This window comes from Streptomyces sp. NPDC047108 (assembly GCF_040643575.1).
Taxonomy (GTDB): Bacteria; Actinomycetota; Actinomycetes; order Streptomycetales; family Streptomycetaceae; genus Streptomyces.
The window spans coordinates 261,822-285,680 of sequence record NZ_JBEYUP010000007.1; the positions used below are offsets into that span (position 1 = coordinate 261,822).

The window sequence follows — 23,859 nt, forward strand, 5'->3', positions numbered from 1 at the left end:
GCGGCCCCCTTGCGCGTGCTCACACTTCTCTTACACCGGAGGCGGGGGATCGGTTCCGCACCTGAGAGAATGGGCGGCATGGCATCTGATCGCCCGCCCGTCACCCACAGCCCCCCGCAACCGGGGCGCTCCGCGCCGCCCTCTCGTCCGCGAGTGCTCTCCGGCATCCAGCCCACCGCAGGCTCGTTCCACCTCGGGAACTACCTGGGCGCGGTCCGGCAGTGGGTGGCGCTGCAGGAGACGCACGACGCGTTCTACGTCGTGGTGGACCTGCACGCGATCACCGTCCCGCAGGATCCGGCGGAGCTGCGCGCCAACACCCGCCTCGCCGCCGCCCAGCTCCTCGGGGCCGGCCTCGACCCCGACCGCTGCACCCTCTTCGTGCAGAGCCACGTCCCCGAGCACGCGCAGCTCGGCTGGGTGATGAACTGCCTCACCGGTTTCGGCGAGGCCTCCCGCATGACGCAGTTCAAGGACAAGGCGGCCAAGCAGGGCAGCGACCGTGCGACGGTCGGACTGTTCACGTACCCGATCCTGCAGATCGCCGACATCCTGCTCTACCAGGCCAACGCGGTCCCCGTCGGCGAGGACCAGCGCCAGCACATCGAGCTGACCCGGGACCTCGCGGAGCGCTTCAACGGGCGGTTCGGCCAGACCTTCACCGTGCCGGACCCGTACATCGTCAAGGAGACCGCCAAGATCTTCGATCTTCAGGATCCGGCGATCAAGATGAGCAAGTCGGCGTCCGCGCCGAAGGGCATCATCAACCTTCTCGACGAGCCCAAGTCCTCCGCGAAGAAGATCAAGAGCGCCGTCACCGACACGGGCACCGAGATCCTCTACGACGAGGAGAACAAGCCCGGGATCAGCAATCTGCTGCGGATCTACGCCACCCTCACCGGTACGGGCATCACCGAGCTGGAGCAGAAGTACCAGAGCAAGGGCTACGGTGCGCTCAAGACCGATCTGGCCGAGGTCTACGTCGACTGGGTGACCCCGTTCCGGGCCCGCACCCAGGCCTACCTTGACGACCCGGAGACACTGGACTCGATCCTCGCCAAGGGCGCGGAGAAGGCACGTGCGGTCGCCGCCGAGACGCTGGCGCAGGCGTACGACCGGGTGGGCTTCCTCCCCGCCAAGCACTGACAGCACTGACCAGTACCGATCACGATCGATCACCACCGACCGCGACCTCAGGACGCGGTCACCCGGCCCGTACGACGCGTACGGGCCGGAGCCGGTACCCCGTCCCCCGAGCCCCTCATCAGCGGGCTCGCGGACAGGGCGGCGGACCCGGCACACTGGCACGGACCGGACGCAGCACAAGCGACCGCACCAGCAGCAGAGGAGAGCGAATGGGGACCGTAACGCTCGGCGTTTCGATCGCGGTCCCGGAGCCCTACGGCAGCCTGCTCCAGGAGCGGCGCGCGGGCTTCGGGGATCCCGCCGCCCATGGCATCCCCACGCATGTGACGCTGCTCCCGCCCACCGAGGTCGACGTCGCCGACCTCCCCGCCTTCCGGCACCACCTGGCCCGGATCGCCACGGAGGGCCGGTGCTTCCGGATGCGGCTGCAGGGCACCGGCACCTTCCGGCCGATCTCCCCGGTCGTCTTCGTCCAGCTCGCCGAGGGCATGGGGGAGTGCGCCGACCTGCAGGAGCGGGTCCGCTCGGGGCCGGTGCAGCGCGAGTTGCTCTTCCCGTACCACCCGCACGTGACGGTCGCCCACGGCATCGCCGAGGAGGCGATGGACCGGGCCTACGAGGAGCTGGCCGACTACGCCGCCTCCTGGCTGGTCACCGGGTTCGCCCTGTACGAGCAGGGCGGGGACGGCCACTGGCGCAAGATGCGCGAGTTCCCGTTCGGGGAGGGCCTTCCGGCGCCGGGGGTACCCGCGCAGGCGTGCCCGGTGGAGGCGCCCGCGCACTCCCTGCGCCCCTGAACGGACTTTTCTGAGCCCCGTCGCGTCGCGGTCGCCGCTGAGCCCGTTCCCGTGCCCGGCGACACTCCCGTGCCCGGCGACGCTCCTGGACCCGGAGCGCGCCCGCCCGTAGCCCCGGGACCGGCCCCTGCTGCCCCTGCACCGGCCCCCGCTGCCCCTGCACCGGCCCCCCGGCTCCCCGTCGGCCTCCGGCCCGCCCCTGAGCCCGCCCCGATCACCGGTCCCGCCCCGGTCACCGGAAGGGGTGATTGCAGATCGCCTGGGCACGCCCGCGCCCGACCGGGGTAGGCGTCCTCGCATGGAGTGGCTCACCAAGCTCCCCGTGATCGGGCCCGTGGTCGTACGGCTGATGCGCACCCACGCCTGGCGGGCGTACGAGCGTCTCGACTCGGTGCAGTGGACGCGTCTCGCCGCGGCCATCACCTTCATCAGCTTCATCGCGCTCTTCCCGCTGATCACCGTCGGCGCCGCGATCGGCGCCGCGCTGCTCAGCCAGAAGCAGCTCGACACGCTCAAGGACAAGCTCGCCCAGCAGGTGCCGGGCATCTCCGACCAGCTCGACCTCGACTCCCTCGTCGCCAACGCCACGACCGTCGGGCTCATCGCCGGTGCGCTGCTGCTTGTCACAGGTGTCGGCTGGGTCGGCTCGCTGCGCGAGTGCCTGCGCGCCGTATGGCTGAAGGAGGAGGACCCGGGCAATCCCTTCCTGCTCAAGGCGAAGGACGCCGTGGTGCTGGTCGGGCTCGGTGCGGTCGGGCTGGTGGCCGCGGGCGGATCGGTCTTCGCCTCCAGCGCCGTGGGATGGGTGGCGGACCGGATCGGGCTCGCGGAGGGCGGGGCCGGTCGGGTCCTGCTCGTCGTCGCGAGCCTCGCCATCTCCGTGCTCGCGGACTTCCTGATGCTCGCCTATCTGCTGACCCGGCTACCCCAGGTGCACCCCGGCCTCCGCTCGGTCCTGGTGGCCGGCCTCATGGGCGCGGTCGGCTTCGAACTGCTGAAGGCGCTGCTGAGCGGCTATCTGCAGAGCGTGGCGACCAAGAGCATGTACGGCGCGTTCGGTGTGCCCGTCGCGCTCCTGCTGTGGATCAACTTCATGGCCAAGCTGCTGCTGTACTGCGCCGCCTGGACGGCGACGCAGCACAACAGCCCGGAAACGGCCGGTACGGCGGAGGTCAGCCCCGGGGACGGCGGCGGACCAGTTCCGGCAGCGGCCAGCGGCGGTGCACCAGGAGCGCCGCCCCCGCCAGAGCCACCAGCGCCGCGCCGGTGACGCCCAGCGCCATCCACATCCCGCGCGACTCCTGCTCCTCCGAGGCGGCGACGGAGGCGCTCGTACGGTCCCTGCGCGCCTCGCCCTTGGCCCCGGAGACCTGCTTGGCGGCGCCCTGCGGCGGCACCAGCTTGCCGACGGGCTCGACCTTGCCCGACGCCTTGAAGCCCCAGTCGAAGAGGCGCACGGTCTCCTTGTAGACCTCGTTGTGCTCCCCCTCGGACGGGTTCATGACCGTCACCAGCAGAGTCCGGTCACCGCGCTGGGCGACGCCCGTGAAGGTCGACCCGGCGTGCGAGGTGTAGCCGTTCTTGACCCCGGCGATCCCCTTGTACGGTTCCAGGCCGAAGTCACCCGTCAGCAGACGGTTGGTGTTCTGGATCGCGAACGACTCGCGCTTCTTCTTCTTGGTCTTCTTGTCCTTCTTCGCCCCGCCCGGGAAGTCCGCGACGGCCGTCGAGCAGTACTCCCGGAAGTCCGGCTTCTGCAGTCCCGAACGGGCGAAGAGCGTCAGGTCGTACGCGCTGCTGACCTGGCCTTTCTCGTCGTATCCGTCGGGGGAGACGACATGGGTGTCCAGGGCGTTCAGCTCCTGGGCGTGGGCCTGCATGTCCTGGACGGTCTTCTCCTTGCCGCCGTTCATCGCCGACAGGACATGCACCGCGTCGTTGCCCGAGCGAAGGAAGACGCCCAGCCACAGGTCGTGGACCGAGTAGCTGTAGTTCTCCTTGACGCCGACCTGGCTGCTGCCCTCGCCCATGCCCTCCAGGTCGGAGGGGAGGACCTTGTGCTTCTGGTCCTTCGGCAGCTCGGGCAGGACGGTGTCCGCGAAGAGCATCTTCAGCGTGCTGGCGGGTGGGAGCCGCCAGTGCGCGTTGTGCGCGGCCAGGATGTCGCCGGACTCGGCGTCCGCCACCACCCACGAGCGCCCGGAGAGCTTCTTCGGCAGCTTCGGGGCCCCGGGCCCGAGCTGCACCTGCGTGCCCGCGCGGGCGAGGCGCTTGCCGCCGATCGCCGACATCTTGGCGGGCGGCCGGGGCTGCTTCTCCTTCCCGTCCTGGGGCGCTCGCAGGAGCGCGTGCGCCGGTGCGGCCGTCAGGACCGGCAGCAGCGCCGCCGCGGCGACGGTGATCGCCAGGCGGCGGCTCGTGAGGCGGGAGGGGGGACGGCCGGAGGCGGTGAGGAATGCGGGCACGCCGGTGAACGTACCGGGCGCCCCGCCGCTACGAGACACCGAGGTCCGCCTGCGGTGCCCCTGGGCACCCCCGCGGCCGGTGTTCGCAACGGGCGGTGATACTGGAGCGTATGAAGCTTTCCCGCCCCGTGTCATGGTTCCTCCTCGCCTTCGGGGTGTGGAGCTGGCTCATCTGGATTACTTTCGTCAAAAACCTCTGGAACGACGCCAGCGGGCTCGCGTTCGACGATGCGGGTGAACCGACTGCGTACTTCTGGGTGCATCTTGTGCTCGCCGTGACGTCCTTTCTCCTGGGGACGGCCGTTGGAGTGATCGGGTTGCGGGGGCTGTTGGCCTTGCGTGGCGGAAGTGGCGCCGGCACGGACACCGGAGGGGCCGCCGGTACGGGCTCACCGCGCACCGCCGGCACGGATTCCGAGGGCGCGCGGTCCGCGGGCCGCGCCGGCTCGGCGGGCTAGGAGAGCTGGCGATGGTCGTGGTCTTCCTCCTGGTCCTGCTGGTGATCCTGGGTCTGCTGGGCCTGGTGCACTGGTATCTGTGGCGCAGGCTCGTACGGGACACGACCGCGCGGGGCGGGCTTGCGCGGCGGGTGGGCACCGTCGCTGCCGTAGTTCTTCCCCTGACGACCCTCGGTGCTCTCATCGGCGGCCGTGCCGGTGCGCCGTTTGCGCTGGAGCAGGTCCTCGCCTGGCCCGGGTACCTGTGGCTGGCGCTGGTCCTGTATCTGACGCTGGCTCTGCTCGTGGGCGAGGCCGTGCGGCCGCTGCTGAACCGCCTGCTCGCTGCGCGGGAGGAGCGTGCGAGCGGGCCCGCGGCTGCCGAGCCCGCAGCGGGGCCTGACGGAGCGTCGGCGGTGTCCCGTACGCGTACGCCCTCCGCGGGCGCGCCCGCGGAGGGCGGCGATGCCGTGCCGGTGACGTCGACCGCCCTGTCCTCCACAGCGGCGCCCGCCGCCCCCGCGTCCAGGCCGGCACCGGACCTCTCACCGACGGACCTCTCACCGGCGGACGGAGCGGAACCGCTCTCGTCCGCCGCGAAGGGAACGGCCGCCGGCTCGGTCCGTACCGAGACGCCTCCGGCCGTGGAGGACGAGCCCGCGCAGCAGGGCGTCCCGGCCCCCGAGGAGCGGGCCGTCAGCCGCCGGCTGTTCGTCGCGCGGAGCGTGGCCGCTGCCGCGACCGCCGTGGCCGCCGGCACCGTCGCCCACGGTGCCTACGGTGTGCTGAACGGGCCCGCGGTCAAGCATGTACGGGTCCCGCTCGCCAAGCTGCCCCGCGGCGCTCACGGCTTCCGCATCGCCGTCGTCAGCGACATCCACCTCGGCCCGGTCCTGGGGCGCGCGCACTGCCGGAGGATCGTGGACACGGTCAACCGCACCCAGCCCGACCTCATCGCCATCGTCGGCGACCTCGTCGACGGCAGCGTCTCGGATCTCCGCCCGGCCGCCGAGCCGCTGGCCGGGCTCCGCGCGCGGCACGGCGCGTACTTCGTCACGGGCAACCACGAGTACTTCTCCGGCGCGGCCGAGTGGATCGACCACGTCCGCGAACTCGGAGTGCATCCGCTGGAGAACGCCCGCCAGGAGCTGCCGGGGTTCGACCTCGCCGGGGTCAACGACGTGTCCGCCGAGGACCTGCACCCCAGCCAGGGACCGGACTTCGAGCGGGCGCTGGGGGACCGCGATCCGCGCCGCGCGTCCGTCCTCCTCGCCCACCAGCCCGTCGTCGTCCACGACGCGGTGAAGCACGGCGTGGACCTCCAGCTCTCCGGGCACACCCACGGCGGTCAGCTGTGGCCCGGCAACTACCTTGCGGAGCTGGCCAATCCGACGGTGGCGGGGCTGGAGCGCTACGGCGACACCCAGCTCTACGTCACGCGGGGCGCGGGCGCATGGGGCCCGCCGGTACGGGTGGGCGCGGAGTCCGACATCACCGTCGTGACGCTCGCCTCGAAGCAGGCCTGAGCCCCCGCGGCGGGCCCGAAGGGGCCAGGAGGGCGCCCAGGGGAGCGGGGCTCAGGCGTGGCGTTGCGCCGGCACCCCGTCCAGCAGCAGCGAGGGGTTGATCCGGCGTACCACCGTCTCCAGCAGCTCCGGCTCCACCACCGGCCACAGCACCGTCCGCGCGTCCTCGTACTTCAGCTCCAGCCGGGCGCGCTGCTCCTCCGGGAGGGCGGCGAGCCGGTCGGGACGCGAGTTGTGCGCGTTGTCCGCGATCTTCAGCAGGGACGCGTCCTCGTCGGCCGCGATCGTGCGGATCATGTCCCGGTAGGTGATCCCCGGCTTCTTCGTCACCGCGTCGACGAGCGCGACCACCTCCGCCGGGACGCCGGCCGAGAGCAGGCGGGCGAGGGTCCAGTCGGTGTCCTCGACGACGTCGTGGAGCAGCCCGGCCTGGGCCAGGTGCTCCCCGGCGGGCGCGAGGCCATGGGCCACGGCCCGTACGTGCTCGACGTACGGCACCCCGATCTTGTCCGTCTGCCCGGCGTGCGCCGACGCGGCGAGGGCGTCGGTCTCGGTGAGCGTGAGGGTGCGGCGGGTGTCCTGCGTGTGGTGCATAAAGCGGAGCCTAGGGCCTGACCCGTCGTATTTCTCCCGTTCGTACCGGAACGATCATGGCTCGAACCTCAGCCTTCATCGAGGTTTCAGGCTGCGGGTCCGGTCATCCCGTGGAGAGGGCACCCCGCCATGGCGGCCTGCCGGCCGCGCCCGCCGCTCTCCGAAGCCGGCTCCGGAGAGGCCCTCCGGCCCTGCCCGGCGCCGCAGCTCAGGCCGGGGTCGCCTGCAGGGCGTGGTCTGTCCCTCCCGGTCGGTGGGGTCGAGGGGCCGTGGACGCTGCTCCCGTACGTCACCCACGCGGCCTCGGCCGGGTGTCGCCGACGCCACGGCGCGGGACATAGGGGGGCGAGGCGGACCGCGACCTGCAGGGGCGCGGACCTCGACGGGACACCTAGGGGGCGCAGGGATGGGAGACCACGGTGCGCTGACCTCGCAGCAGCGCACGGTGATGGCAGCCACCATCACCGCCAGTGCCCTGCTCTTCTCCAGTCTGACGAGCATCACCGTCGCCCTCCCGGTCATCCAGCGGGACCTGGGCATCAGCAGTTCGGCCCTGCACTGGGTGATCGTGGCCGCCCTGCTCCCGCTCTGCGCGCTTGCCGTGGTCAGCGGCAGGCTGGGCGACGTGCTCGGGCGCCGCCGCGTCTTCCTGGCGGGCATCATCGCCTTCGGCGCAGGTTCGGTGCTGTGCGCGGTCGCCCCGGACGAAGTCGTGCTGGTGGCGGCCCGCGGAATCCAGGGCATCGGCGTCGCCCTGGCCGTCCCCCTGGCCCTCGCCAACCTCACCGGTGCTCTCCCCGGACACCGGCGCGGCTGGGCGATCGGTGTGCTGTCCGCGGTCACCACGGGGGTCTCGGTCGCCGTCCCGCCGTCCGTCGCGGTCCTGGTGCACTACGTCAGCTGGCGCTGGCTCTTCGTCGCCTTCGTGCCCGTCACGGTCTACGTCTTCCTGGCGGGCCGCCGTCACATCGCCGAGTCCCCGCGCCCCCCTGGTGCCTCGATGGACGTCCGGGGGTGCCTGTTCATCGCCGGTGGCCTCACCCTGCTGGTCTTCGCCTTCGAGCGCTCGTCGGACTGGGGCTTCACCGACCGCCAAACCCTGGTGCCGCTGGCCGCGGGCCTCCTGCTGCTCCTGGCCTTCGTCCGCAACGAGCGGCGGGCCGCCGATCCGCTCCTCGACCTGCGGCCACTGGGCCGCTCCGGGGTCTCCGTACCCCTGACCGCTCTCGCCTTCGCCCAGTGCGCCGTCCTCGTGGTCACCGTGTACGTGACGCTGTACCTGCAGCAGGTCCTCGATCTCGGCACCGTCGAGACGGGCCTGCTGATGCTTCCCGCGAGCGTGGGTTCCGTCCTGCTCGGCCCGGTCGTGGGCCGACTGACCGACCGCGGCGCGGGCCACCACCTCGTCCTCGGCGGTCTGGTCCTGCTGACCGCATCCGTCTTGTGGCTCGCCCTGGGCGTCACACACCGGCACGGAACCCTGTTGGTGCCCGCCCTCCTCCTGCTCGGCCTGGCCGTACCCCTGATCTATCCATCAGCCGGAGCGCTGAGCCTGGGCGCGCTTCCGCCCTCCGCGCGCGGTGTGGCCGCGAGTCTGCAGGTGGAGGCTCGCCAGATCGGCGCGACCATGGGACTCGCCCTGATGAGCGCCCTGTTCACCTACGTGGAGTGGCAGGAGCGGAACGCACGGCTCGCCGACCCGGGGGAGCACTTCACCGCCGATGCGCAGAACGGACTCGACACCGTCCTCACCGACGCCGACAAGGGCAGAGCCCTGCTCGACCGCCTGCCGCCCGCCGAGCGCCGACTCGTCCACGATGCTGCCGACGCGGCCTTCACCACGGCACTGACCACCACGCTGCTGACGGCCGCCGCGGTGCTGTTCCTGGGCGTTCTGCTCGCCTTGGGAGCCTTCCATGTGCCGCGCCGCACGAACCGCGGGCCCGGAACGCAGGGCAGGGCCCCCGGGGACGGTTGACCACGACATCTCGCCGATCGGCGTACGGGGAAGCCGAGTTCGCGTCCATCGGGCACCTTCGGCGTCGACGAGGGCGCCGGCCCACCAGCCGTCGGTGCCGAGCCGTCGGCGCACCAGCCGTCGTGCCGAGCCGTCGGCCTCGTCAGCTACGGCGGCTCGGCGGGCGGGCTGCGCGCCGTCGAGCATCTGCGGCAGGTCTTCGCCGGGCTGCACGCCGTCTCAGAGCAGTTGGTCGAGGGTGATCGGCAGCCGCCGGATCCGCCGCCCCGTCGCGTGATGGACGGCGTTGGCGACGGCGGCCCCCACCCCCACCAGCCCGATCTCGCCGATCCCCTTCGTCCCGACCGGTGTCGCCGGGTCCGGACCGCCGACGAACAGCACGTCCATGTCCGGGACGTCGGCGTTGACCGGCACCAGATAGTCCCCGAACGTCGCGTTGGCGATGCGGCCCGTCCCCGGATCGGTCACGGTGTCCTCGAACAGCGCCTGGCCGATGCCGCCGACCGTGCCCCCGATGATCTGGCTGCGGGCCGTCTTCGCGTTGAGGATGCGCCCGCCGTCGATCGCCGACACCACGCGCGCGACCCGTACCAGCCCCAGGTCCCGGTCCACATGGACCTCCACGAACTTCGCTCCGAACGCGCCCGCCGGAACCGTCGCCCGCGTCGCCTTCACGGCGAAGCTCCCCAGCCGGCCGAGCCGTGAGACCGCCAGCGACCCGACGAGCTGGCCGATGTCGGCCTTGGGGAAGGCCGAGTTGCCGTCGCTGGTCAGCTCGGGCAGGCCGTGCCGGGCGAGGATGTCCGTGTACGCCTCCCCGCGCGAGGGGTCGGAGGCCCGCAGGATCCGCCCGCCCGCCACCACCACGTCCTCCAGCCGGCACCCGTGCAGCGGCGACTCGGCGTCCTTGCGCACCAGGTCCAGGAACGCGCCCACCAGCCGCCCGCACGCGTCGTGAACGGCCGTGCCCAGAGCGGCCGTCAGCCCGGACCCGCCGGCCTGCGGCGCCTGCGGCATGTCGCTGTCGCCGAGCTGGAACCGGACCTGATCCATGGTCAGGCCCAGCAGTTCGGCCGACAGCTGAGCCATCACCGTGTACGTACCGGTACCGATGTCCGTCGCCGCGCTGCGCACGTACGCCGTGCCGTCCCGCGCGATCGTCGCCCGCGCCGCGCACTTGGACTGGTAGTGCGGGAAGGAGACCCCGGCCATGCCGTACCCGATGAGCACACGCCCGTCCCGCATCGACCCCGGCCTGGGATCGCGCGTCCGCCAGCCGAAGCGCTCCGCGCCCGCCTGGTAGCACTCGCGCAGCGCCTTGCTCGACCAGGCGAGCCCGGTCTGCGGCTGGAAGCCGGCGTAGTTGCGCAGCCGCAGGTCCAGCGGGTCCATGTCCAGCTCGTACGCGAGCTCGTCCAGGGCGCACTCCAGCGCGAAGTTGCCCTGGGCCTCACCGGGCGCCCGCATCGAGCCGGGGCAGGGGATGTTGAGCTTGACCTGCTTGTCGCGGGTCGCGACGTTGGGACAGGCGTAGGCGGCGGCGGTACCCATCGTGATCGGCTCCATGTTGGAGTCCTCCACGGCGGTCGTCGAGGTGGCCTCGTGGTCGATCGCCGTCAGCCTGCCGTTGCGCAGCGCACCCAGCTTGATGTGCTGCACGCTGGACGGCCGGTGCCCGACGCCGGTGAACATCTGCGGGCGGGTGAGCACCAGCTTCACCGGGCGCGCCACCGTACGGGCCGCCAGCGCGGCGAGGATCACATGCGGCCAGGTGCGCAGGCCCGCCCCGAACCCGCCGCCCACATAGGGCGCCAGGACCCGCACCTGGTCCTTGGAGATCTTGAACGCCGACGCCAGTGAGTTGCGCACGTTGTACGGCCACTGGGTCGCGTCGTGGACCGTGAGCCGGTCGCCGTCCCACGCCGCGACCGTCGCGAAGGGCCCCAGCGGGTTGTTGGTGTTCTCCGCGGTGACGTAGGTGGCCTTGAGCCGGACCTCCGCCTGATCCAGACCGTCCGCGACACTGCCCCGCTTCATGTCCAGCAGATACGGGTTGTTCTTCGGCACGACCCGCGGATCCTCCGCGTCCAGCAGCGGGTCGCCGGGGTCGTAGGAGAGATGGACCAGCCGGGCCGCGTCCGTGGCCTGCTCGAACGTCTCGGCGACGACGACCGCCGCGTACTGCCCGTAGTGCAGCACCCGGTCGTCCTGCAGCGGGGGAGGGGGCTCGGGGCCCAGGATCGTGCGGCCGCCGCGGGCCAGGCGGGGCGCGTTGAGGTGCGTGATCACGGCCAGCACACCGGGCGCCGCCTCGGCCTCCGAGGTGTCGACCACGCTGATCCGCCCGGCCGCCACCGTGGTGCGCACCAGCACGGCGTGCGCCAGGTGCGGGAAGCCGATGTCGGACGGGTACGGGGCGGCGCCGGTGACCTTCAGCGGGCCGTCCACCCGGTCCACACCCAGGCCGACGGCACCGGCCTCGTGCTTCTTGGGAGCCTCCATGGTCGTCATGGCGCCACCTCACTCCGCTCCGGGCCCGATGCCCGCGAGGTCCTCCAGGATCCGTACGACGGTGCGCTGCGCCAGCTCCACCTTGAACGCCGTGCCGGGTACCGGGCGGGCGTCCTCGACCACCGTCCGCGCCGCCGCCCGGAAGGTCTCCGTGGTCGCCGGGGCACCCCGCAGCACCTCTTCGGCGGCGCGGGCCCGCCACGGGACGGTGGCCACGCCGCCGAGCGCCAGCCGGGCCTCGCGGACGGTGCCGTGGTCGACGTGGAGCGCGGCGGCCGCCGAGGCGAGCGCGAACTCGTACGACATCCGGTCGCGGACCTTCAGATAGCCCGAGCGGACCGCCTTCGGCAGCAGCGGGACGTCCACGGAAGTGATCAACTCACCGCGGGCCAGGACGTGTTCGACGTCCGGGGTGTTCCCCGGCTCACGGTGGAACCCGGTCAGCGGCACGGTCCGTTCTCCGTCGGCCCCCTGGACGCGGACGACCGCGTCGAGCGCGACGAGCGGCACGGCCAGGTCCGAGGCGTGGACGGCGATGCAGTGCTCGCTGGCGCCGAGGATCGCGTGCATGCGGGCCGGTCCGGTGAGCGCCGCGCAGCCGGTGCCGGGCCGCCGCTTGTTGCAGGCGGGTTCGGCCGGGTCGCGGAAGTAGCGGCAGCGGGGGCGCTGCAGCAGATTGCCGCCGATCGTGGCCAGATTCCGCAACTGCGCGGACGCGCCCTGCAGCAGCGCCTGCCGCACCAGCGGCAGCCGCTTGCCCACCGCGGGGAACGCGGCCAGCTCCTCCATGGTGGTCAGCGCACCGACGTGCAGGGTGTCGCCGTCGCGCGTGATCCCGCCGAGCGGCAGCCGTGTGATGTCGACCAGCCGCCCCGGGCCGAGCACCCCGTCCTTCATCAGGTCGAGCTGCGTGGTCCCCCCGGCCAGATACGAGGCCTGCGGGTCGCCGGTCACCGTCGCCACGGCCGCCCCGGCGTCCGCGGCCCGTACGTACTCAAACGCGTGCATCGCCGCCTCCGGCCCCGGCCACCTCACGGATCGCCGCGACGATGTTCGGATACGCCCCGCAGCGGCAGATGTTGCCGCTCATGTACTCCCGGATGTCCTCGTCCGACCCCGCACGGCCCTCCCGCAGCAGACAGACCGCCGACACGACCTGCCCGGGGGTGCAGAATCCGCACTGGAAGGCGTCATGACGGACGAACGCCTCCTGCATCGCGCTCAGCGCACCGTCCTCCGCCAGCCCCTCGACCGTCGTCACCTCGCGGTCCTCGCAACTGGCGGCGAGCGTCAGGCAGGACACCACGCGCTTGCCGTCGAGCATGACCGTGCAGGCGCCGCACGCGCCCTGGTCGCAGCCCTTCTTGGTCCCGGTCAGGCCGAGCCGGTCGCGCAGTGCGTCGAGCAGCGTGACCCGGGCGTCGAGCTCCAGCCGGTGCTCGGTGCCGTTGACCCGGAGGGAGACGGCGACCTGCGGGGGAGCATTCATGCCCACCACTCTCGTCGCCCCGCCCGGCCGCCGCGACTCGGCCTACGGCATTGGGGGCGGCGGCACGGGCGGCGCCCGGCATGCGAAGGGCCCCGCTGTCCGGTCGCTCGGACGGCGGGGCCCCGCGGATGTGCGGCGGAGGCGTCAGAAGCGGCGCGTGATCAGCGCCCGCTTCACCTCCTGGATCGCCTTGGTCACCTCGATACCGCGCGGGCAGGCGTCCGTGCAGTTGAAGGTGGTACGGCAGCGCCAGACGCCGTCCCGGTCGTTGAGGATCTCCAGCCGCTGCTCCCCGGCCTCGTCACGCGAGTCGAAGATGAAGCGGTGGGCGTTGACGATCGCCGCCGGGCCGAAGTACTGGCCGTCGTTCCAGAACACCGGGCACGAGCTGGTGCACGCGGCGCACAGGATGCACTTGGTCGTGTCGTCGAAGCGCTCACGGTCCTCGGCGGACTGCAGCCGCTCCCGCGTCGGCTCGTTCCCGGTCGTCACGAGGAACGGCATGACGTCGCGGTACGCCTGGAAGAACGGCTCCATGTCCACGACCAGGTCCTTGAGGACCGTCAGCCCCTTGATGGGCTCGACCGTGATGGGCTTGGCCGGGTTTATGTCCTTGATCAGCGTCTTGCACGCCAGCCGGTTGCGGCCGTTGATGCGCATCGCGTCGGAGCCGCAGATGCCGTGCGCGCAGGAGCGCCGGAAGGTCAGCGAACCGTCCAGTTCCCACTTGATCTTGTGGAGCGCGTCGAGCACACGCTCCTTCGGGTCGATCTCGACCTGGAAGTCCTCCCAGGTCGCCTCGTCCGAGATCTCCGGGTTGAACCGGCGGATCCGGAAGGTGGCCGTGATGTACGGCGACGCCGTGTCCTGTGCCTCGACCTTGTCCTTGTCGAGCGTCGGGGTGCTCATCAGTACTTACGCTCCATCGGCTGGTAGCGGGTCTGGACGACCGGCTTGTAGTCGAGGCGGATGGACTCCGTGCCGTCGTCGCCGACCTCGCGGTACGCCATGGTGTGGCGCATGAAGTTGACGTCGTCGCGGTTCGGGTAGTCCTCGCGGTAGTGACCGCCGCGCGACTCCTTGCGGGCGAGGGCGGACACGGCCATGACCTCGGCCAGGTCGAGCAGGTTGCCCAGCTCGATGGCCTCCAGCAGGTCGGTGTTGAACCGCTTGCCCTTGTCCTGGACCGCGACGTTCCGGTACCGCTCGCGCAGCTCGCCGATCTTCTCGACCGCCGTCTTGATGGTCTGCTCCGTACGGAACACCATCACGTTGGCGTCCATCGTCTCCTGCAGGGCCTTGCGCAGCTCGGTGACCCGCTCCGTGCCCGTGGAGTTGCGCAGCCGCTCGACCTGGTCGACGACGAGCTGCGCCGGGTCGTCCGGCAGCTCGACGTAGTCGGCCTTCTCGGCGTACGCGGCGGCGGCGATGCCGGCGCGGCGGCCGAAGACGTTGATGTCGAGCAGCGAGTTGGTGCCCAGGCGGTTGGCGCCGTGCACGGAGACACAGGCGACCTCGCCCGCCGCGTAGAGACCGGGCACGACCGTCGCGTTGTCGGCCAGCACCTCGCCCTCGACGTTGGTCGGGATGCCGCCCATCGCGTAGTGCGCGGTCGGCTGGATCGGGATCGGGTCCGTGTAGGGCTCGATGCCGAGGTAGGTCCGCGCGAACTCGGTGATGTCCGGCAGCTTGGCGTCGAGCTGCTCCGGCGGCAGGTGCGTCAGGTCCAGGAAGACGTGGTCGCCCTCGGGACCGCAGCCGCGGCCCTCGCGGATCTCGGTGTAGATCGAGCGGGAGACGACGTCACGCGAGGCGAGGTCCTTCATGACGGGCGCGTACTTCTCCATGAAGCGCTCGCCGTCCTTGTTGCGGAGGATGCCGCCCTCACCGCGCGCACCCTCGGTGAGGAGGATGCCCATGCGCCAGATGCCGGTCGGGTGGAACTGGAAGAACTCCATGTCCTCCAGCGGCAGTCCGCGCCGGTAGACCGCCGCCTGGCCGTCACCGGTGAGGGTGTGCGCGTTGGAGGTCACCTTGAAGAACTTGCCGCAGCCACCGGAGGCGTAGATCACGGCCTTCGCCTGGAAGATGTGGATCTCGCCGGTCGCCAGCTCGTACGCGACGACGCCGGCCGACCTCTTGACGCCGTCGACCTCGGTGATGAGCTGGTCGAGGACGTAGAACTCGTTGAAGAACTCCACACCCTGCTTGACGCAGTTCTGGTACAGCGTCTGGAGGATCATGTGGCCGGTGCGGTCCGCGGCGTAGCAGGACCGGCGGACCGGGGCCTCACCGTGGTTGCGCGAGTGCCCGCCGAAGCGGCGCTGGTCGATCGTGCCGCCCGGGGTGCGGTTGAACGGCAGGCCCATCTTCTCGAGGTCGAGGACCGCGTCGATGGCCTCCTTCGCCAGGATCTCGGCGGCGTCCTGGTCGACCAGGTAGTCGCCGCCCTTGATCGTGTCGAAGGTGTGCCACTCCCAGTTGTCCTCCTCGACGTTCGCGAGGGCCGCGGCCATGCCGCCCTGGGCGGCGCCGGTGTGGGAGCGGGTGGGGTAGAGCTTCGTCAGAACGGCGGTGCGGCTGCGCTGGGTGGCCTCGATGGCCGCGCGCATGCCGGCGCCGCCCGCGCCGACGATGACGGTGTCGTACTTGTGAATCTTCATGATCGTGGGTCAGCCCCGGCTCTAGCGGATGTTCGGGTCGAAGGTGAAGATCACCAGCGTGCCCAGGAGGACGGTGAACACCGTGGCGGTGTAGAGCAGCATCTTCAGCCAGAAGCGCGTGTTGTCCCGCTCGGCGTAGTCGTTGATGACCGTCCGCAGGCCGTTCGCGCCGTGCAGCATGGCCAGCCACAGCATCAGCAGATCCCAGATCTGCCAGAACGGCGAGGCCCAGCGGCCCGCGACGAACGCGAAGCTGATCTTGCTGACGCCGCCGTCCAGCACGAGCTGGATCAGCAGGTGGCCGAGCACCAGGACGACGAGCACGATGCCGGACAGCCGCATGAACAGCCAGCCGTACATCTCGAAGTTCGTCCGGGACGCCTTGGGCGTCTTGGCGGTACGGGCGCGCGGCGCCTCGATGAGCGGGGCCGGGTTGTCCGGGCCGTAGCCGGCGCCGGCCAGCTCGACGGAATCCGTCGAGGGTGTCTCAGTGGATGCCATGTCTCTCAGCTCCCGAACAGCTCACGCGCGGCGTGGTTGAGGATGGGGTACACGGCCCCGGCCATCAGCACGATCCAGATGCCCATGACGGTCCACAGCATCTGCTTCTGGTAGCGCGCGCCCTTGGACCAGAAGTCCACGGCGACGACGCGCAGACCGTTGAGCGCGTGGAAGAGGATCGCGGCCACCAGGCCGTATTCCATCAGCGCGACGAGCGGCGTCTTGTAGAGCGCGATGGTGTCGTCGTACGCCTCGGGGGAGACGCGGACGAGAGCGGTGTCGAGGACATGAACGAACAGGAAGAAGAAAATGAGGACACCGGTGACTCGGTGAGCCACCCACGACCACATGCCTTCCCGGCCGCGGTACAGCGTTCCAGCCGGCACGGAAAAACCCTCCGGAAGCGGGGATCGGGTGGGGCTGGCCGCCAGCTTCTACCGGTGGGGTACTGCACTGTCGGTCGGGCCCGGCCGGGTACCTTCCACCGGCCCTGGCCATCGTAGCGACGCGTTGTCGGCTCCCTGCCCCGGGGGCCTGCAGGTGTGATCAAACAGGCACGTACGGCGTACCAGGCTGGTGCAAAGCACCCGTTGCGGGCTGTTTCAGGTGTTCAGGCCACAAGACGGGCGAGCCTGCCGCGGGCGATGCGGCGCAGCTCGTCGGCCGTCACCGCGCGCTCCTCGTCGACCTCGTGGGCGAGCCGGGTGCGGAGCGCGGCCAGCACGTGGTCGAGCAGTTCGTCCTGGCGGAGTGCGTCCAGGCAGACCACGAAGACGTGCCCGAAACGGTCCTCGTACGCCTGCTGGGCGGCGCGCAGCGCGGTGAGCGCGGCGGAGGGGGCGCGGGCGGGAAGGGCGTGGGAAACCGATTCTCCGCCGAGCGCCTCGGCCAGATCGGAGGGCGCCATGTCGTAACTCGCCTCGTCCGCTGCGGCGAGGAGCGCTGCGACATCGGGATAGGGGCGGTGGTTGACCAGGCGGTGCGCCCACCGCCGGCTGCCGCAGCAGGCGAGCAACGCGGTCTCAGCCGCGTCCGGACCGGCGGTGTTGAACCGCTCGAGGCGGGAAAGCGGGGCGGTGACGGCGGGGCCGCTGCCGCGACTCTGTGCCGGCACGGGGCGCCGGGCCCGCCGGGCCGCCGGTGTGGGCGGCTCCTGGCGTGCGGGGCCTGCGGGGAAGTCGCTGGTCAGCATGGGCTCCTCTGGGATTCCCTGCGGCGCGGACCAGTCCTGGGATGCAGGTGGGACTGGAGGTACGACTGAGTCGTAACCGTATCGGGGGATGTCGGGCAGCGACTGATGGATGACGTGTATTTCACCCGGACGGGGACTAATGCGCGCGCGTGATGGACGAAATGGTGAGCGAGAAGCCGTACCTTCATCCTTAAATAGGAGGTTTTGGGCGGATGATTCATGTGGCAAGGACAGGCGGACGGCCCAGGCGGTCGGCCGTATGGGCCGCGGCGGTGGTCGCCACCGCCGTGCTCGGTGGCTGCTCCGGCGGCGACGGAGGCGAACGTCCGAGCGACGACGACCGGTCGCCGAGCAGCGCCCCGGCGAGCAAGGAGCCCCAGGGCGCCCCGTCCTCGGCGCCCCGGACCATCCCCTCCGTCCATGACTTCGACCCGGGCACAGGACCCGGCTGGAAACCCGGGGACAGGACCCGGATCGTCGCCGACCCCAAGGGACCCCTGGCCGACGAGGCCCGCATGCTCGCGGGCGAACTCAAGGCGGAGGTCGCGGCACCGCCGGCCAGGGCAGGCGACGTCGAACTGGCCATCAGGACCGGGCAGCGCGGAGGTGCCGAGGGCTACCGGCTCAGCACCGGCGACAACCGGGTCACCATCACCGGCAGCGCCGACGCCGGAGTGTTCTACGGCACCCGCACGCTCGTGCAGTCGCTCCGCTCCGGCGGCAAGGTCCCCGAGGGCGTCGTCGACGACAGCCCCGACCGTCCGCAACGCGGCTTCCAGCTCGACATCGCCCGCAAGCACTACACACCGGACTGGATCGAGGCCCGGCTGCGCCAGATGGCCGACCTCAAGCTCAACCAGCTCGGGCTCCACTTCTCCGACGACCAGGGCTTCCGCATCGAGAGCACCTCGCACCCCGAGGTCGTCTCCAAGGAGCACATCACCAAGGCCGAACTGCGCCGGATCCTCGACCTCGCGGAGCAACTGCACATCACCGTCATCCCCGAGATCGACTCACCGGGCCACCTGGGCGCGGTCATCGCCGCGCACCCCTCGCTCCAGCTCAAGAGCGCGTCCGGGACCCCCGCGCAGGGTGCGGTGGACATCACGAACCCGCAGGCGGCCCGCATCGTCGACGACCTGCTGCGGGAGTACGCGGGCGTCTTCCCCGGCCGCTACATGCACATCGGCGCCGACGAGTACCTGGCCCTCATGGCCTCGGATCCCGAGGCGACCTATCCGCAACTGGCCGCCGCGGCGCGTGCGAAGTACGGGTCCAAGGCGCGTGTCCAGGACCTGGCGACGGCCTGGCTGAACGACCGGGCGTCGTTCGTCCGGGGGCAGGGCAAGCGCCCCAAGGCGTGGAACGACGGGTTCTTCAGCGGCGGGGTCGTCCACCCGGACAAGGGCATCGAGGTCGAGTACTGGACCGGCAAGGAATCGGGCGAGCGGCAGCCGGCGGAGTACCTGTCCGAGGGGCGCACGGTCGTGAACCTCAACGACGAGTACCTCTACTACGTGCTCGGTGAGCCGAACCAGTTCACCTACCCGACCGGCGAGCGGATCTACAAGGAGTGGACCCCGTCCGTGCTGCGCGGGAACACGGCGCTCTCCTCGTCCGCCACCGGCCCGGGGAAGGTACCGGGCGGCCGCTTCGCCGTCTGGTCCGACATCGCGGACGCCCAGACCCAGGACCAGGTCGCCAAGGGCATCCGGCTGCCCTTGGCGGCGGTGGCGCAGAAGCTGTGGGACCCCGGGCGCCCGCCGCTGAGCTGGCCGGACTTCACCGCACTCGCGAACAAGCTCGGACCGGTGGCCGGGTTCACGCCCTGACCGGTGCGACGCCGAGTCCGGCCCGGGCGGTAAGGGCCGGTTCGCGGTGGCGCGGTCAGTTGTGACGGGTACGAGGGCCGGGACCGGTGTCCCGGCCCTCACTCCATTCAGCGTGGAGCACTGCGTACTCCACGTCCCCGTGCTCCGCGCCCTCGACGTACACCGGGTACTCGTCATGGACGGTCCGTACGTACGTCAGGCCGGCCTTCTCCATCACGCGGCGGGACGCGAGATTGACGGCCATCGTCGTCGCGAACGCGCGCCGCACACCGAGTCCGGTGAAGCCCGCGCGGATCAGGGCCCGCGAGCCCTCGGTGGCGTAGCCCCGGCCCCAGGCGGCGGTGCGCAACCGGTAGCCCAGCTCCGCCTCGCGGGGATCGCCGTCCTCCTCGGGCCGGAACTCGAACCAGCCGACGAAGGTCCCGGAGGACTTCTCGGTGGCGATCCAGTGCCCGAAGCCGGGGAAGCACGCGGCGCGGTGGATCAAGGACGGCAGGATTTCGCCAAAGATCCTTGCGCGCGACGGCGGTGTGCCCCCGTCGAGGAAGCGCATGACGCCCGGGTCGTGGTCGAGTGTGACGAGAAGCTCCCCGTCGGCCTCGGTGAGGGGTGTCAAGCGGAGGCGGTGGGTCTCGAGGATGCTCTGCACGGGGCCACCGTAAGCGGCTCGAACCGCTGGTCGCGACGCATTTACGGGGGGAGCCGGAGAGGCGAACGGGGCGGATTCTCCGGGGTGTTCACACGAGACGGCCGGGGTCGCCACCCCCCACAGGAGAGACCCCGGCCGTCGTCGGTGAGGGCCCGGAAGGAGGCCCGTACTCTCCTCTGCGTACGAGGCTCGGTTTCTGTCACACCGGCCGAGACGTGGACGCGCACCCGCTTGAGGCCCTAGCGTGCTGGATCGCGCCGGGCGGCGATGAAACGGGTCCGTGGTTTACTTCAGTCGTCAACTTCTGGTTGCCATGCGACGTGGATGACCGGCATCGCGATCGGCGCCCGCGGCCATTGCAGGGCGAGTGAAGCAGGATGAGGGCGTGCTGGGGGACGACGCGGAGCTGACTGCCGCGGTTCACGCGGCACAGGACGGGAACGAGACCGCGTTCCGGACTGTGTACAGAGCGGTGCACCCGCGGCTCCTCGGCTATGTGCGGACGCTGGTCAGCGAGCCGGACGCGGAGGACGTCGCGTCCGAGGCATGGCTGCAGATAGCCCGCGACCTGGAGCGGTTCAGCGGTGACGCGGACCGGTTCCGCGGCTGGGCCGCACGCATAGCCCGTAACCGTGCGCTGGATCACATTCGTATGCGGGGCCGCCGGCCGTCGATCGGCGGCGACGAAACGGAACTTGCCGACAAAGCGGCCGACGCGGACACCGCGCGCGAAGCGATGGAATCGATCGGCACCGGCCGCACGCTCCGCCTCATATCCAAACTGCCCCAGGACCAGGCCGAGGCCGTGGTGCTCCGGGTCGTGGTGGGGCTCGACGCGAAGAGCGCCGCGGACGTGCTCGGCAAGCGGCCCGGCGCCGTTCGAACGGCCGCGCACCGCGGACTCCGGCGGCTCGCGGAGCTGATCGGGACGGAAGAGCCCAAGGAGGGCGATCAACTCCCCGAGTCGAACGGGGGTTCCGCTTCGCCTTCCGCTTACGTTTCCCGTCCTGTCCCACAGGCCCCGGGCGTAGCGTTCCCCGCAGCTCCCGGTCACCCTCCGGACCCGGCTTCCGGTCCGGCTTCTGATTCCGTTTCGGACCCGGCCTGCGAGCCCTGCCCGGACCCCTCCGGGAGCCCGGGCGGACTCGACGGGGTGCCTCCCCAACGGGAGGGACACCAGGGGCAGGTCACGTCCGCCGGTGTGACGGATTCCGGTGTGCGAACGCAGAAGGACATGTGATGGCCGACGATCGGTACAAGTGGCTGGACCAGGACGCTGCGGAGCGGTTGCTCCGTGGCGAGCCGGGCGATGCCGCCGTCGGACCGCACGACGCGTTCGCCCGGGCGCAGGCCGAGCGCCTCGCCGAGGTGCTGGCCGACGTCATGGTCGAGGCGAACCGTTTGGGCGCGCCCGGAGGCGTCGCCCACCACGGGGTCGTCGGCGAGATGCCGGGCGAGGCAGCGGCGACGGCCGCCTTCCGCAAGGCTGTCGAAGCACGGAACGGTGCGGCGTACTCCGCATCTACGCGCGAGGAAATCGGCGCCGTCCGGACCGTGACACGCTCCCGCAGAGGCGCCCACGCCGCCGACACGACGCAGATCATTCGCCTCGCGAGACCTCAGTGGCCCGCCCGTATGGGCCGGTCGCTGCGGGCGGGCCTGGCCGTGGCCATGGCGGCGTGTGCGCTGGGAGGCGTCGCCGTCGCGGCGGGAACGGGCGCGCTGCCCACGCCGTTCGGCGGAGGGGACGGCGAACCGCAGCCCGCCCAGAGCGTGACCGCGGGCGCGACCGGCGAAGCCCTCTCCACCCCGCCCGGTGAGACCGACTCGACCCTGACGCCCTCCGAGCGCCCCTCGGGCACCAGCCCCTCCGACGACGCCACCGACCCCGGTGACGGCCAGGGCGGCGGACGGCCGGACGAGACCCGGCCCAGCACTCCCGGCAACGGCTCCTCGAAGGACGACGCCTGGCCGCTGCCCGGCGGCAAGGGTGATCTCGAGGGCAGCAAGCTGGACCTCGCCCTCCTGCTCTGCCGCAAGCACGAAGCGGGCACCCTCGACGAGCGCACGGAGCACCTTCTCGAGGAGCGCGCGGGCGGCCGCAAGAACCTGGACCGCTCCTGCGAGCGCCTGCTGAACGGTGACTTCCGCGACGGCACCGACGGGGACGACGGCCACCACGACGGCAAGAACAACGGCGGCAAGGGCGACGACGACAACGGCGACGACGGCAAGAACAACGACGGTGACGGCGGGGACGCCGGTCTGCCCGAGGCGGGTGACAAGCAGCCGTCGGCCTTCTCGCCCGGGTCCCAGCAGTCGCCCGGAGAGTCGGACGGGGACGTCGTCACCGCGTCCGCCGATCTGCGGATCGGTTCGCTGCACCTGAACACCGGCGCGTACGTCAGCGTCTGAGCCGCGGGCGGAAGCCCTGCGAGCGGGCCGCCGGGCCGTGTCCATCGGGCGCGCTCCGTGATCTCCGCCCTCTTCCTGTCTGTTTCTGCTGCCCCCCTCTGCGTATGGCGCGGTGCGATGTGTCGTGTGCGCGTGCACGGTGCGCCCTGGCCGGGGGCGGTGCCCGGTGCCTCTCGGCCGCGGTGCACGTGGGTCTCCTGTCCGTGCGGGGCGCACGGGTTCTCTCCCGGGGCGCATGGTGTCTCCCCGGGGCGCGTGGGGTCTCACCCGAGGCGCTCGGGGTCCGTCGTGCGCGCCCGGAGTCCGCTCCCGTGCATCCCCCGCACCTGCACAGTCCACTCTTCAACCAAGGGTGTGACACTTTTCGGCCCCCCGGCGCAGTAGCTAGTGAGCCGACTGGTCATCGGCGGTGTGTGAGCCGGGGTTCCCCCCGTACCTGCGGCTCCACGCATATGGCGCGGGCGGGGCACGTTCCCCCGGCCCTGCCCGCGCCCTTTCTCTCCCTCACCTTCTCCACCACACTCCGCGCGCCCGCCCGGCGGCCTGATGTCCGCGGTCCCTCACCAGGTCCCGCCCCGGCGACTCCCGCCCCTCTAGCGGTGGATGACGACCTTGTCGCCCGTACGCGCCTGGGCGAAGACCGCGGCGATCCTGGCCTTGTCCCGTACGTTGACGCATCCGTGCGAGGCGCCGCTGTAGCCGCGGGCCGCGAAGTCGGCGGAGTAGTGCACCGCCTGGCCGCCGCTGAAGAACAACGCGTACGGCATCGGGGTCTTGTAGATCGTCGAGACGTGGTGGCGGCTCTTGAAGGTCACCTTGAAGGTGCCCTCCCGGGTCGGTGTGTACTGCGAGCCGAACCGCACGTCCATCGCGGAGACGACCCGGCCGTCCACCATCCACGCCAGGGTGCTGCTGCTCTTGCTGATGCACAGCACGCGCCCGCTGAGGCAGCGTGGATCGGGCCGGTCCAGCGGCTTGCTCGTGGACGGGAAGAGCGCCGTGCGGGACGGCTGCGCGGTCACCGAGCGCAGTGCCGCCCAGGTCGCCGTGTCGACCGCGCCGGTACGGGCGAGGCCGCGCCGGGCCTGGAAGGACGCCACGGAGGCGGTCGTGATCGAGCCGTAGAAGCCGGTCGGGTTGCGGCCGAAGAGCCCCAGCTCGCGCAGGCGGGCCTGCAACTCCCGGACCTGACCGCTCCGGCTGCCGTTCGCCATCACCAGCGGGCGGGCGGGTGCCCCGGGCGCGGCGGGCTCGGCGGCCGGCGTCACCGGACGGGCGGGGCGCGCGGGTTTCCCGGGCTTCGCCGGCGCGGGCAGGGCCGTCCGGGCCGACTTGGCGTCCGCGTCACCGGGGCCGGGAGCGGTGCGCGCGGGGCCGTTGCCCTGCGGGGGCTCGTACCGGCAGCCGGAGGACAGACCCGCGGTCAGCGCGGCGACGGCCGAGGCCGCGACCGCCCGGCGTATGACCCCACCCCAGTGCATGAAGCGCCCCCTCCTGGCCCCCTGTTTTCCTGATCTTTCCGCATTCATGTGTTCCCTGTGCTGCCTGTGGATGAACCACGGGTACATGCTGTGAGGGGGCGGCAGCGGCGCGCGGGAGCGCGACCGGCGGCCGGAGGAGCGCACGCAGACCACGAAGACCGCGGGGGCCGCTGGAGAGCACGG

Annotated in this window: 20 protein-coding genes and 2 pseudogenes; 10 read left to right on the plus strand and 12 right to left on the minus strand. The window is 71.5% G+C overall.

Translation table 11 applies throughout. The annotated features are described in order from the left end of the window. Positions 1 to 78: 78 nt before the first annotated feature. From trpS to ABZ822_RS17510, 3 genes are all read left to right on the plus strand, one after another. The gene (gene trpS, locus ABZ822_RS17500; RefSeq protein WP_360853985.1) at positions 79 to 1,146 is read left to right on the plus strand and encodes a tryptophan--tRNA ligase; all 1,068 of its coding nucleotides are present in this window, start codon (positions 79 to 81) and stop codon (positions 1,144 to 1,146) included. Between the two features lie 209 nt (positions 1,147 to 1,355). After that, the gene (locus ABZ822_RS17505) at positions 1,356 to 1,943 is read left to right on the plus strand and encodes a 2'-5' RNA ligase family protein (protein WP_360853988.1); all 588 of its coding nucleotides are present in this window, start codon (positions 1,356 to 1,358) and stop codon (positions 1,941 to 1,943) included. Positions 1,944 to 2,241: 298 nt separating this feature from the next. Then, positions 2,242 to 3,213 carry a YihY/virulence factor BrkB family protein gene (locus ABZ822_RS17510; RefSeq protein ID WP_360853991.1) on the plus strand — a complete coding sequence of 324 codons (972 nt, stop codon included), beginning with the start codon at positions 2,242 to 2,244 and terminating at the stop codon, positions 3,211 to 3,213. On the opposite strand, the gene ABZ822_RS17515 is transcribed toward ABZ822_RS17510, so the two are convergent. Continuing rightward, positions 3,116 to 4,408 (minus strand): D-alanyl-D-alanine carboxypeptidase, encoded by a 1,293-nt coding sequence (locus tag ABZ822_RS17515; RefSeq protein WP_360853994.1) that lies wholly within the window; start codon positions 4,406 to 4,408, stop codon positions 3,116 to 3,118. The two genes, ABZ822_RS17510 and ABZ822_RS17515, sit on opposite strands and share 98 nt — an antisense overlap. A 110-nt stretch (positions 4,409 to 4,518) precedes the next feature. Between ABZ822_RS17515 and ABZ822_RS17520 the strand changes: the two are divergent. Continuing rightward, positions 4,519 to 4,749, plus strand: a pseudogene (locus ABZ822_RS17520) (hypothetical protein); the annotation flags it as partial. A gap of 128 nt (positions 4,750 to 4,877) precedes the next feature. After that, the gene (locus tag ABZ822_RS17525) at positions 4,878 to 6,371 is read left to right on the plus strand and encodes a metallophosphoesterase (protein ID WP_360853997.1); all 1,494 of its coding nucleotides are present in this window, start codon (positions 4,878 to 4,880) and stop codon (positions 6,369 to 6,371) included. A gap of 51 nt (positions 6,372 to 6,422) precedes the next feature. Here the strand turns inward: ABZ822_RS17525 and ABZ822_RS17530 are convergent, their stop codons facing one another. After that, the gene (locus ABZ822_RS17530) at positions 6,423 to 6,965 is read right to left on the minus strand and encodes an HD domain-containing protein (RefSeq protein WP_360854000.1); all 543 of its coding nucleotides are present in this window, start codon (positions 6,963 to 6,965) and stop codon (positions 6,423 to 6,425) included. A gap of 406 nt (positions 6,966 to 7,371) precedes the next feature. On the opposite strand from ABZ822_RS17530, the gene ABZ822_RS17535 reads away from it, so the two are divergent. Together ABZ822_RS17535 and ABZ822_RS17540 are read left to right on the plus strand one after the other, a co-directional pair. Beyond that, a complete protein-coding gene (locus ABZ822_RS17535; protein ID WP_360854003.1) occupies positions 7,372 to 8,943 on the plus strand; it encodes an MFS transporter in 1,572 nt (523 codons plus the stop codon). Positions 8,944 to 9,069: 126 nt separating this feature from the next. Then, positions 9,070 to 9,165: pseudogene (locus ABZ822_RS17540) on the plus strand (NAD(P)H-dependent oxidoreductase); the annotation flags it as partial. Here the strand turns inward: ABZ822_RS17540 and ABZ822_RS17545 are convergent. The 8 genes from ABZ822_RS17545 to ABZ822_RS17580 form a co-directional block, all read right to left on the minus strand. Next, complete coding sequence (locus ABZ822_RS17545; protein WP_360854006.1) at positions 9,163 to 11,454, minus strand: xanthine dehydrogenase family protein molybdopterin-binding subunit; 2,292 nt, start codon at positions 11,452 to 11,454, stop codon at positions 9,163 to 9,165. The pseudogene ABZ822_RS17540 and the gene ABZ822_RS17545 overlap by 3 nt on opposite strands. Before the next feature lie 9 nt (positions 11,455 to 11,463). After that, a complete protein-coding gene (locus ABZ822_RS17550) occupies positions 11,464 to 12,462 on the minus strand; it encodes a xanthine dehydrogenase family protein subunit M (protein ID WP_360854009.1) in 999 nt (332 codons plus the stop codon). Continuing rightward, positions 12,449 to 12,943, minus strand: coding sequence for a (2Fe-2S)-binding protein (locus tag ABZ822_RS17555; RefSeq protein ID WP_360854012.1), 495 nt, complete (start codon positions 12,941 to 12,943; stop codon positions 12,449 to 12,451). The genes ABZ822_RS17550 and ABZ822_RS17555 overlap by 14 nt, the downstream gene beginning before the upstream one ends. Positions 12,944 to 13,087: 144 nt before the next feature. Next, positions 13,088 to 13,852 (minus strand): succinate dehydrogenase iron-sulfur subunit, encoded by a 765-nt coding sequence (locus tag ABZ822_RS17560; RefSeq protein ID WP_360854015.1) that lies wholly within the window; start codon positions 13,850 to 13,852, stop codon positions 13,088 to 13,090. Continuing rightward, positions 13,852 to 15,606, minus strand: coding sequence for a succinate dehydrogenase flavoprotein subunit (gene sdhA / locus ABZ822_RS17565; RefSeq protein WP_360854018.1), 1,755 nt, complete (start codon positions 15,604 to 15,606; stop codon positions 13,852 to 13,854). The genes ABZ822_RS17560 and sdhA overlap by 1 nt, the downstream gene beginning before the upstream one ends. Positions 15,607 to 15,627: 21 nt before the next feature. Then, a complete protein-coding gene (locus tag ABZ822_RS17570; RefSeq protein WP_360854021.1) occupies positions 15,628 to 16,107 on the minus strand; it encodes a succinate dehydrogenase hydrophobic membrane anchor subunit in 480 nt (159 codons plus the stop codon). Between the two features lie 5 nt (positions 16,108 to 16,112). After that, the gene (gene sdhC, locus ABZ822_RS17575) at positions 16,113 to 16,493 is read right to left on the minus strand and encodes a succinate dehydrogenase, cytochrome b556 subunit (RefSeq protein WP_360854024.1); all 381 of its coding nucleotides are present in this window, start codon (positions 16,491 to 16,493) and stop codon (positions 16,113 to 16,115) included. Between the two features lie 224 nt (positions 16,494 to 16,717). Next, positions 16,718 to 17,299 carry a 2-oxo-4-hydroxy-4-carboxy-5-ureidoimidazoline decarboxylase gene (locus ABZ822_RS17580; RefSeq protein WP_360854027.1) on the minus strand — a complete coding sequence of 194 codons (582 nt, stop codon included), beginning with the start codon at positions 17,297 to 17,299 and terminating at the stop codon, positions 16,718 to 16,720. 212 nt (positions 17,300 to 17,511) lie between these two features. Here ABZ822_RS17580 and ABZ822_RS17585 point away from each other — a divergent pair, with 212 nt between their 5' ends. Then, positions 17,512 to 19,131 carry a glycoside hydrolase family 20 protein gene (locus tag ABZ822_RS17585; protein ID WP_360854030.1) on the plus strand — a complete coding sequence of 540 codons (1,620 nt, stop codon included), beginning with the start codon at positions 17,512 to 17,514 and terminating at the stop codon, positions 19,129 to 19,131. A gap of 55 nt (positions 19,132 to 19,186) precedes the next feature. On the opposite strand, the gene ABZ822_RS17590 is transcribed toward ABZ822_RS17585, so the two are convergent. Further along, entirely contained in the window at positions 19,187 to 19,780 is a 594-nt protein-coding gene (locus ABZ822_RS17590; RefSeq protein ID WP_360854033.1) for a GNAT family N-acetyltransferase, read from the minus strand. A gap of 385 nt (positions 19,781 to 20,165) precedes the next feature. Between ABZ822_RS17590 and ABZ822_RS17595 the strand changes: the two genes are divergently transcribed. Both ABZ822_RS17595 and ABZ822_RS17600 read left to right on the plus strand, forming a co-directional pair. Then, positions 20,166 to 21,020, plus strand: coding sequence for an RNA polymerase sigma factor (locus ABZ822_RS17595; protein WP_360854215.1), 855 nt, complete (start codon positions 20,166 to 20,168; stop codon positions 21,018 to 21,020). Next, positions 21,020 to 22,195: a hypothetical protein gene (locus tag ABZ822_RS17600; protein WP_360854036.1), complete on the plus strand. Its 1,176-nt coding sequence runs from the start codon at positions 21,020 to 21,022 to the stop codon at positions 22,193 to 22,195. Before ABZ822_RS17595 ends, ABZ822_RS17600 begins: the two co-directional genes overlap by 1 nt. A 593-nt stretch (positions 22,196 to 22,788) precedes the next feature. On the opposite strand, the gene ABZ822_RS17605 is transcribed toward ABZ822_RS17600, so the two are convergent. After that, positions 22,789 to 23,676, minus strand: coding sequence for a L,D-transpeptidase family protein (locus ABZ822_RS17605; protein ID WP_360854038.1), 888 nt, complete (start codon positions 23,674 to 23,676; stop codon positions 22,789 to 22,791). Positions 23,677 to 23,859 lie beyond the last annotated feature (183 nt).

What these genes read in the sequence shown, in the direction of transcription:
- trpS (WP_360853985.1), top strand. Translation starts at nt 79, where the DNA reads ATGGCATCTGATCGCCCGCCCGTCACCCACAGCCCCCCGCAACCGGGG.
- ABZ822_RS17505 (WP_360853988.1), top strand. Translation starts at nt 1,356, where the DNA reads ATGGGGACCGTAACGCTCGGCGTTTCGATCGCGGTCCCGGAGCCCTAC.
- ABZ822_RS17510 (WP_360853991.1), top strand. Translation starts at nt 2,242, where the DNA reads ATGGAGTGGCTCACCAAGCTCCCCGTGATCGGGCCCGTGGTCGTACGG.
- ABZ822_RS17525 (WP_360853997.1), top strand. Translation starts at nt 4,878, where the DNA reads ATGGTCGTGGTCTTCCTCCTGGTCCTGCTGGTGATCCTGGGTCTGCTG.
- ABZ822_RS17530 (WP_360854000.1), bottom strand. Translation starts at nt 6,965, where the DNA reads ATGCACCACACGCAGGACACCCGCCGCACCCTCACGCTCACCGAGACC.
- ABZ822_RS17535 (WP_360854003.1), top strand. Translation starts at nt 7,372, where the DNA reads ATGGGAGACCACGGTGCGCTGACCTCGCAGCAGCGCACGGTGATGGCA.
- ABZ822_RS17545 (WP_360854006.1), bottom strand. Translation starts at nt 11,454, where the DNA reads ATGACGACCATGGAGGCTCCCAAGAAGCACGAGGCCGGTGCCGTCGGC.
- ABZ822_RS17550 (WP_360854009.1), bottom strand. Translation starts at nt 12,462, where the DNA reads ATGCACGCGTTTGAGTACGTACGGGCCGCGGACGCCGGGGCGGCCGTG.
- ABZ822_RS17555 (WP_360854012.1), bottom strand. Translation starts at nt 12,943, where the DNA reads ATGAATGCTCCCCCGCAGGTCGCCGTCTCCCTCCGGGTCAACGGCACC.
- ABZ822_RS17560 (WP_360854015.1), bottom strand. Translation starts at nt 13,852, where the DNA reads ATGAGCACCCCGACGCTCGACAAGGACAAGGTCGAGGCACAGGACACG.
- sdhA (WP_360854018.1), bottom strand. Translation starts at nt 15,606, where the DNA reads ATGAAGATTCACAAGTACGACACCGTCATCGTCGGCGCGGGCGGCGCC.
- ABZ822_RS17570 (WP_360854021.1), bottom strand. Translation starts at nt 16,107, where the DNA reads ATGGCATCCACTGAGACACCCTCGACGGATTCCGTCGAGCTGGCCGGC.
- ABZ822_RS17580 (WP_360854027.1), bottom strand. Translation starts at nt 17,299, where the DNA reads ATGCTGACCAGCGACTTCCCCGCAGGCCCCGCACGCCAGGAGCCGCCC.
- ABZ822_RS17585 (WP_360854030.1), top strand. Translation starts at nt 17,512, where the DNA reads ATGATTCATGTGGCAAGGACAGGCGGACGGCCCAGGCGGTCGGCCGTA.
- ABZ822_RS17600 (WP_360854036.1), top strand. Translation starts at nt 21,020, where the DNA reads ATGGCCGACGATCGGTACAAGTGGCTGGACCAGGACGCTGCGGAGCGG.
- ABZ822_RS17605 (WP_360854038.1), bottom strand. Translation starts at nt 23,676, where the DNA reads ATGCACTGGGGTGGGGTCATACGCCGGGCGGTCGCGGCCTCGGCCGTC.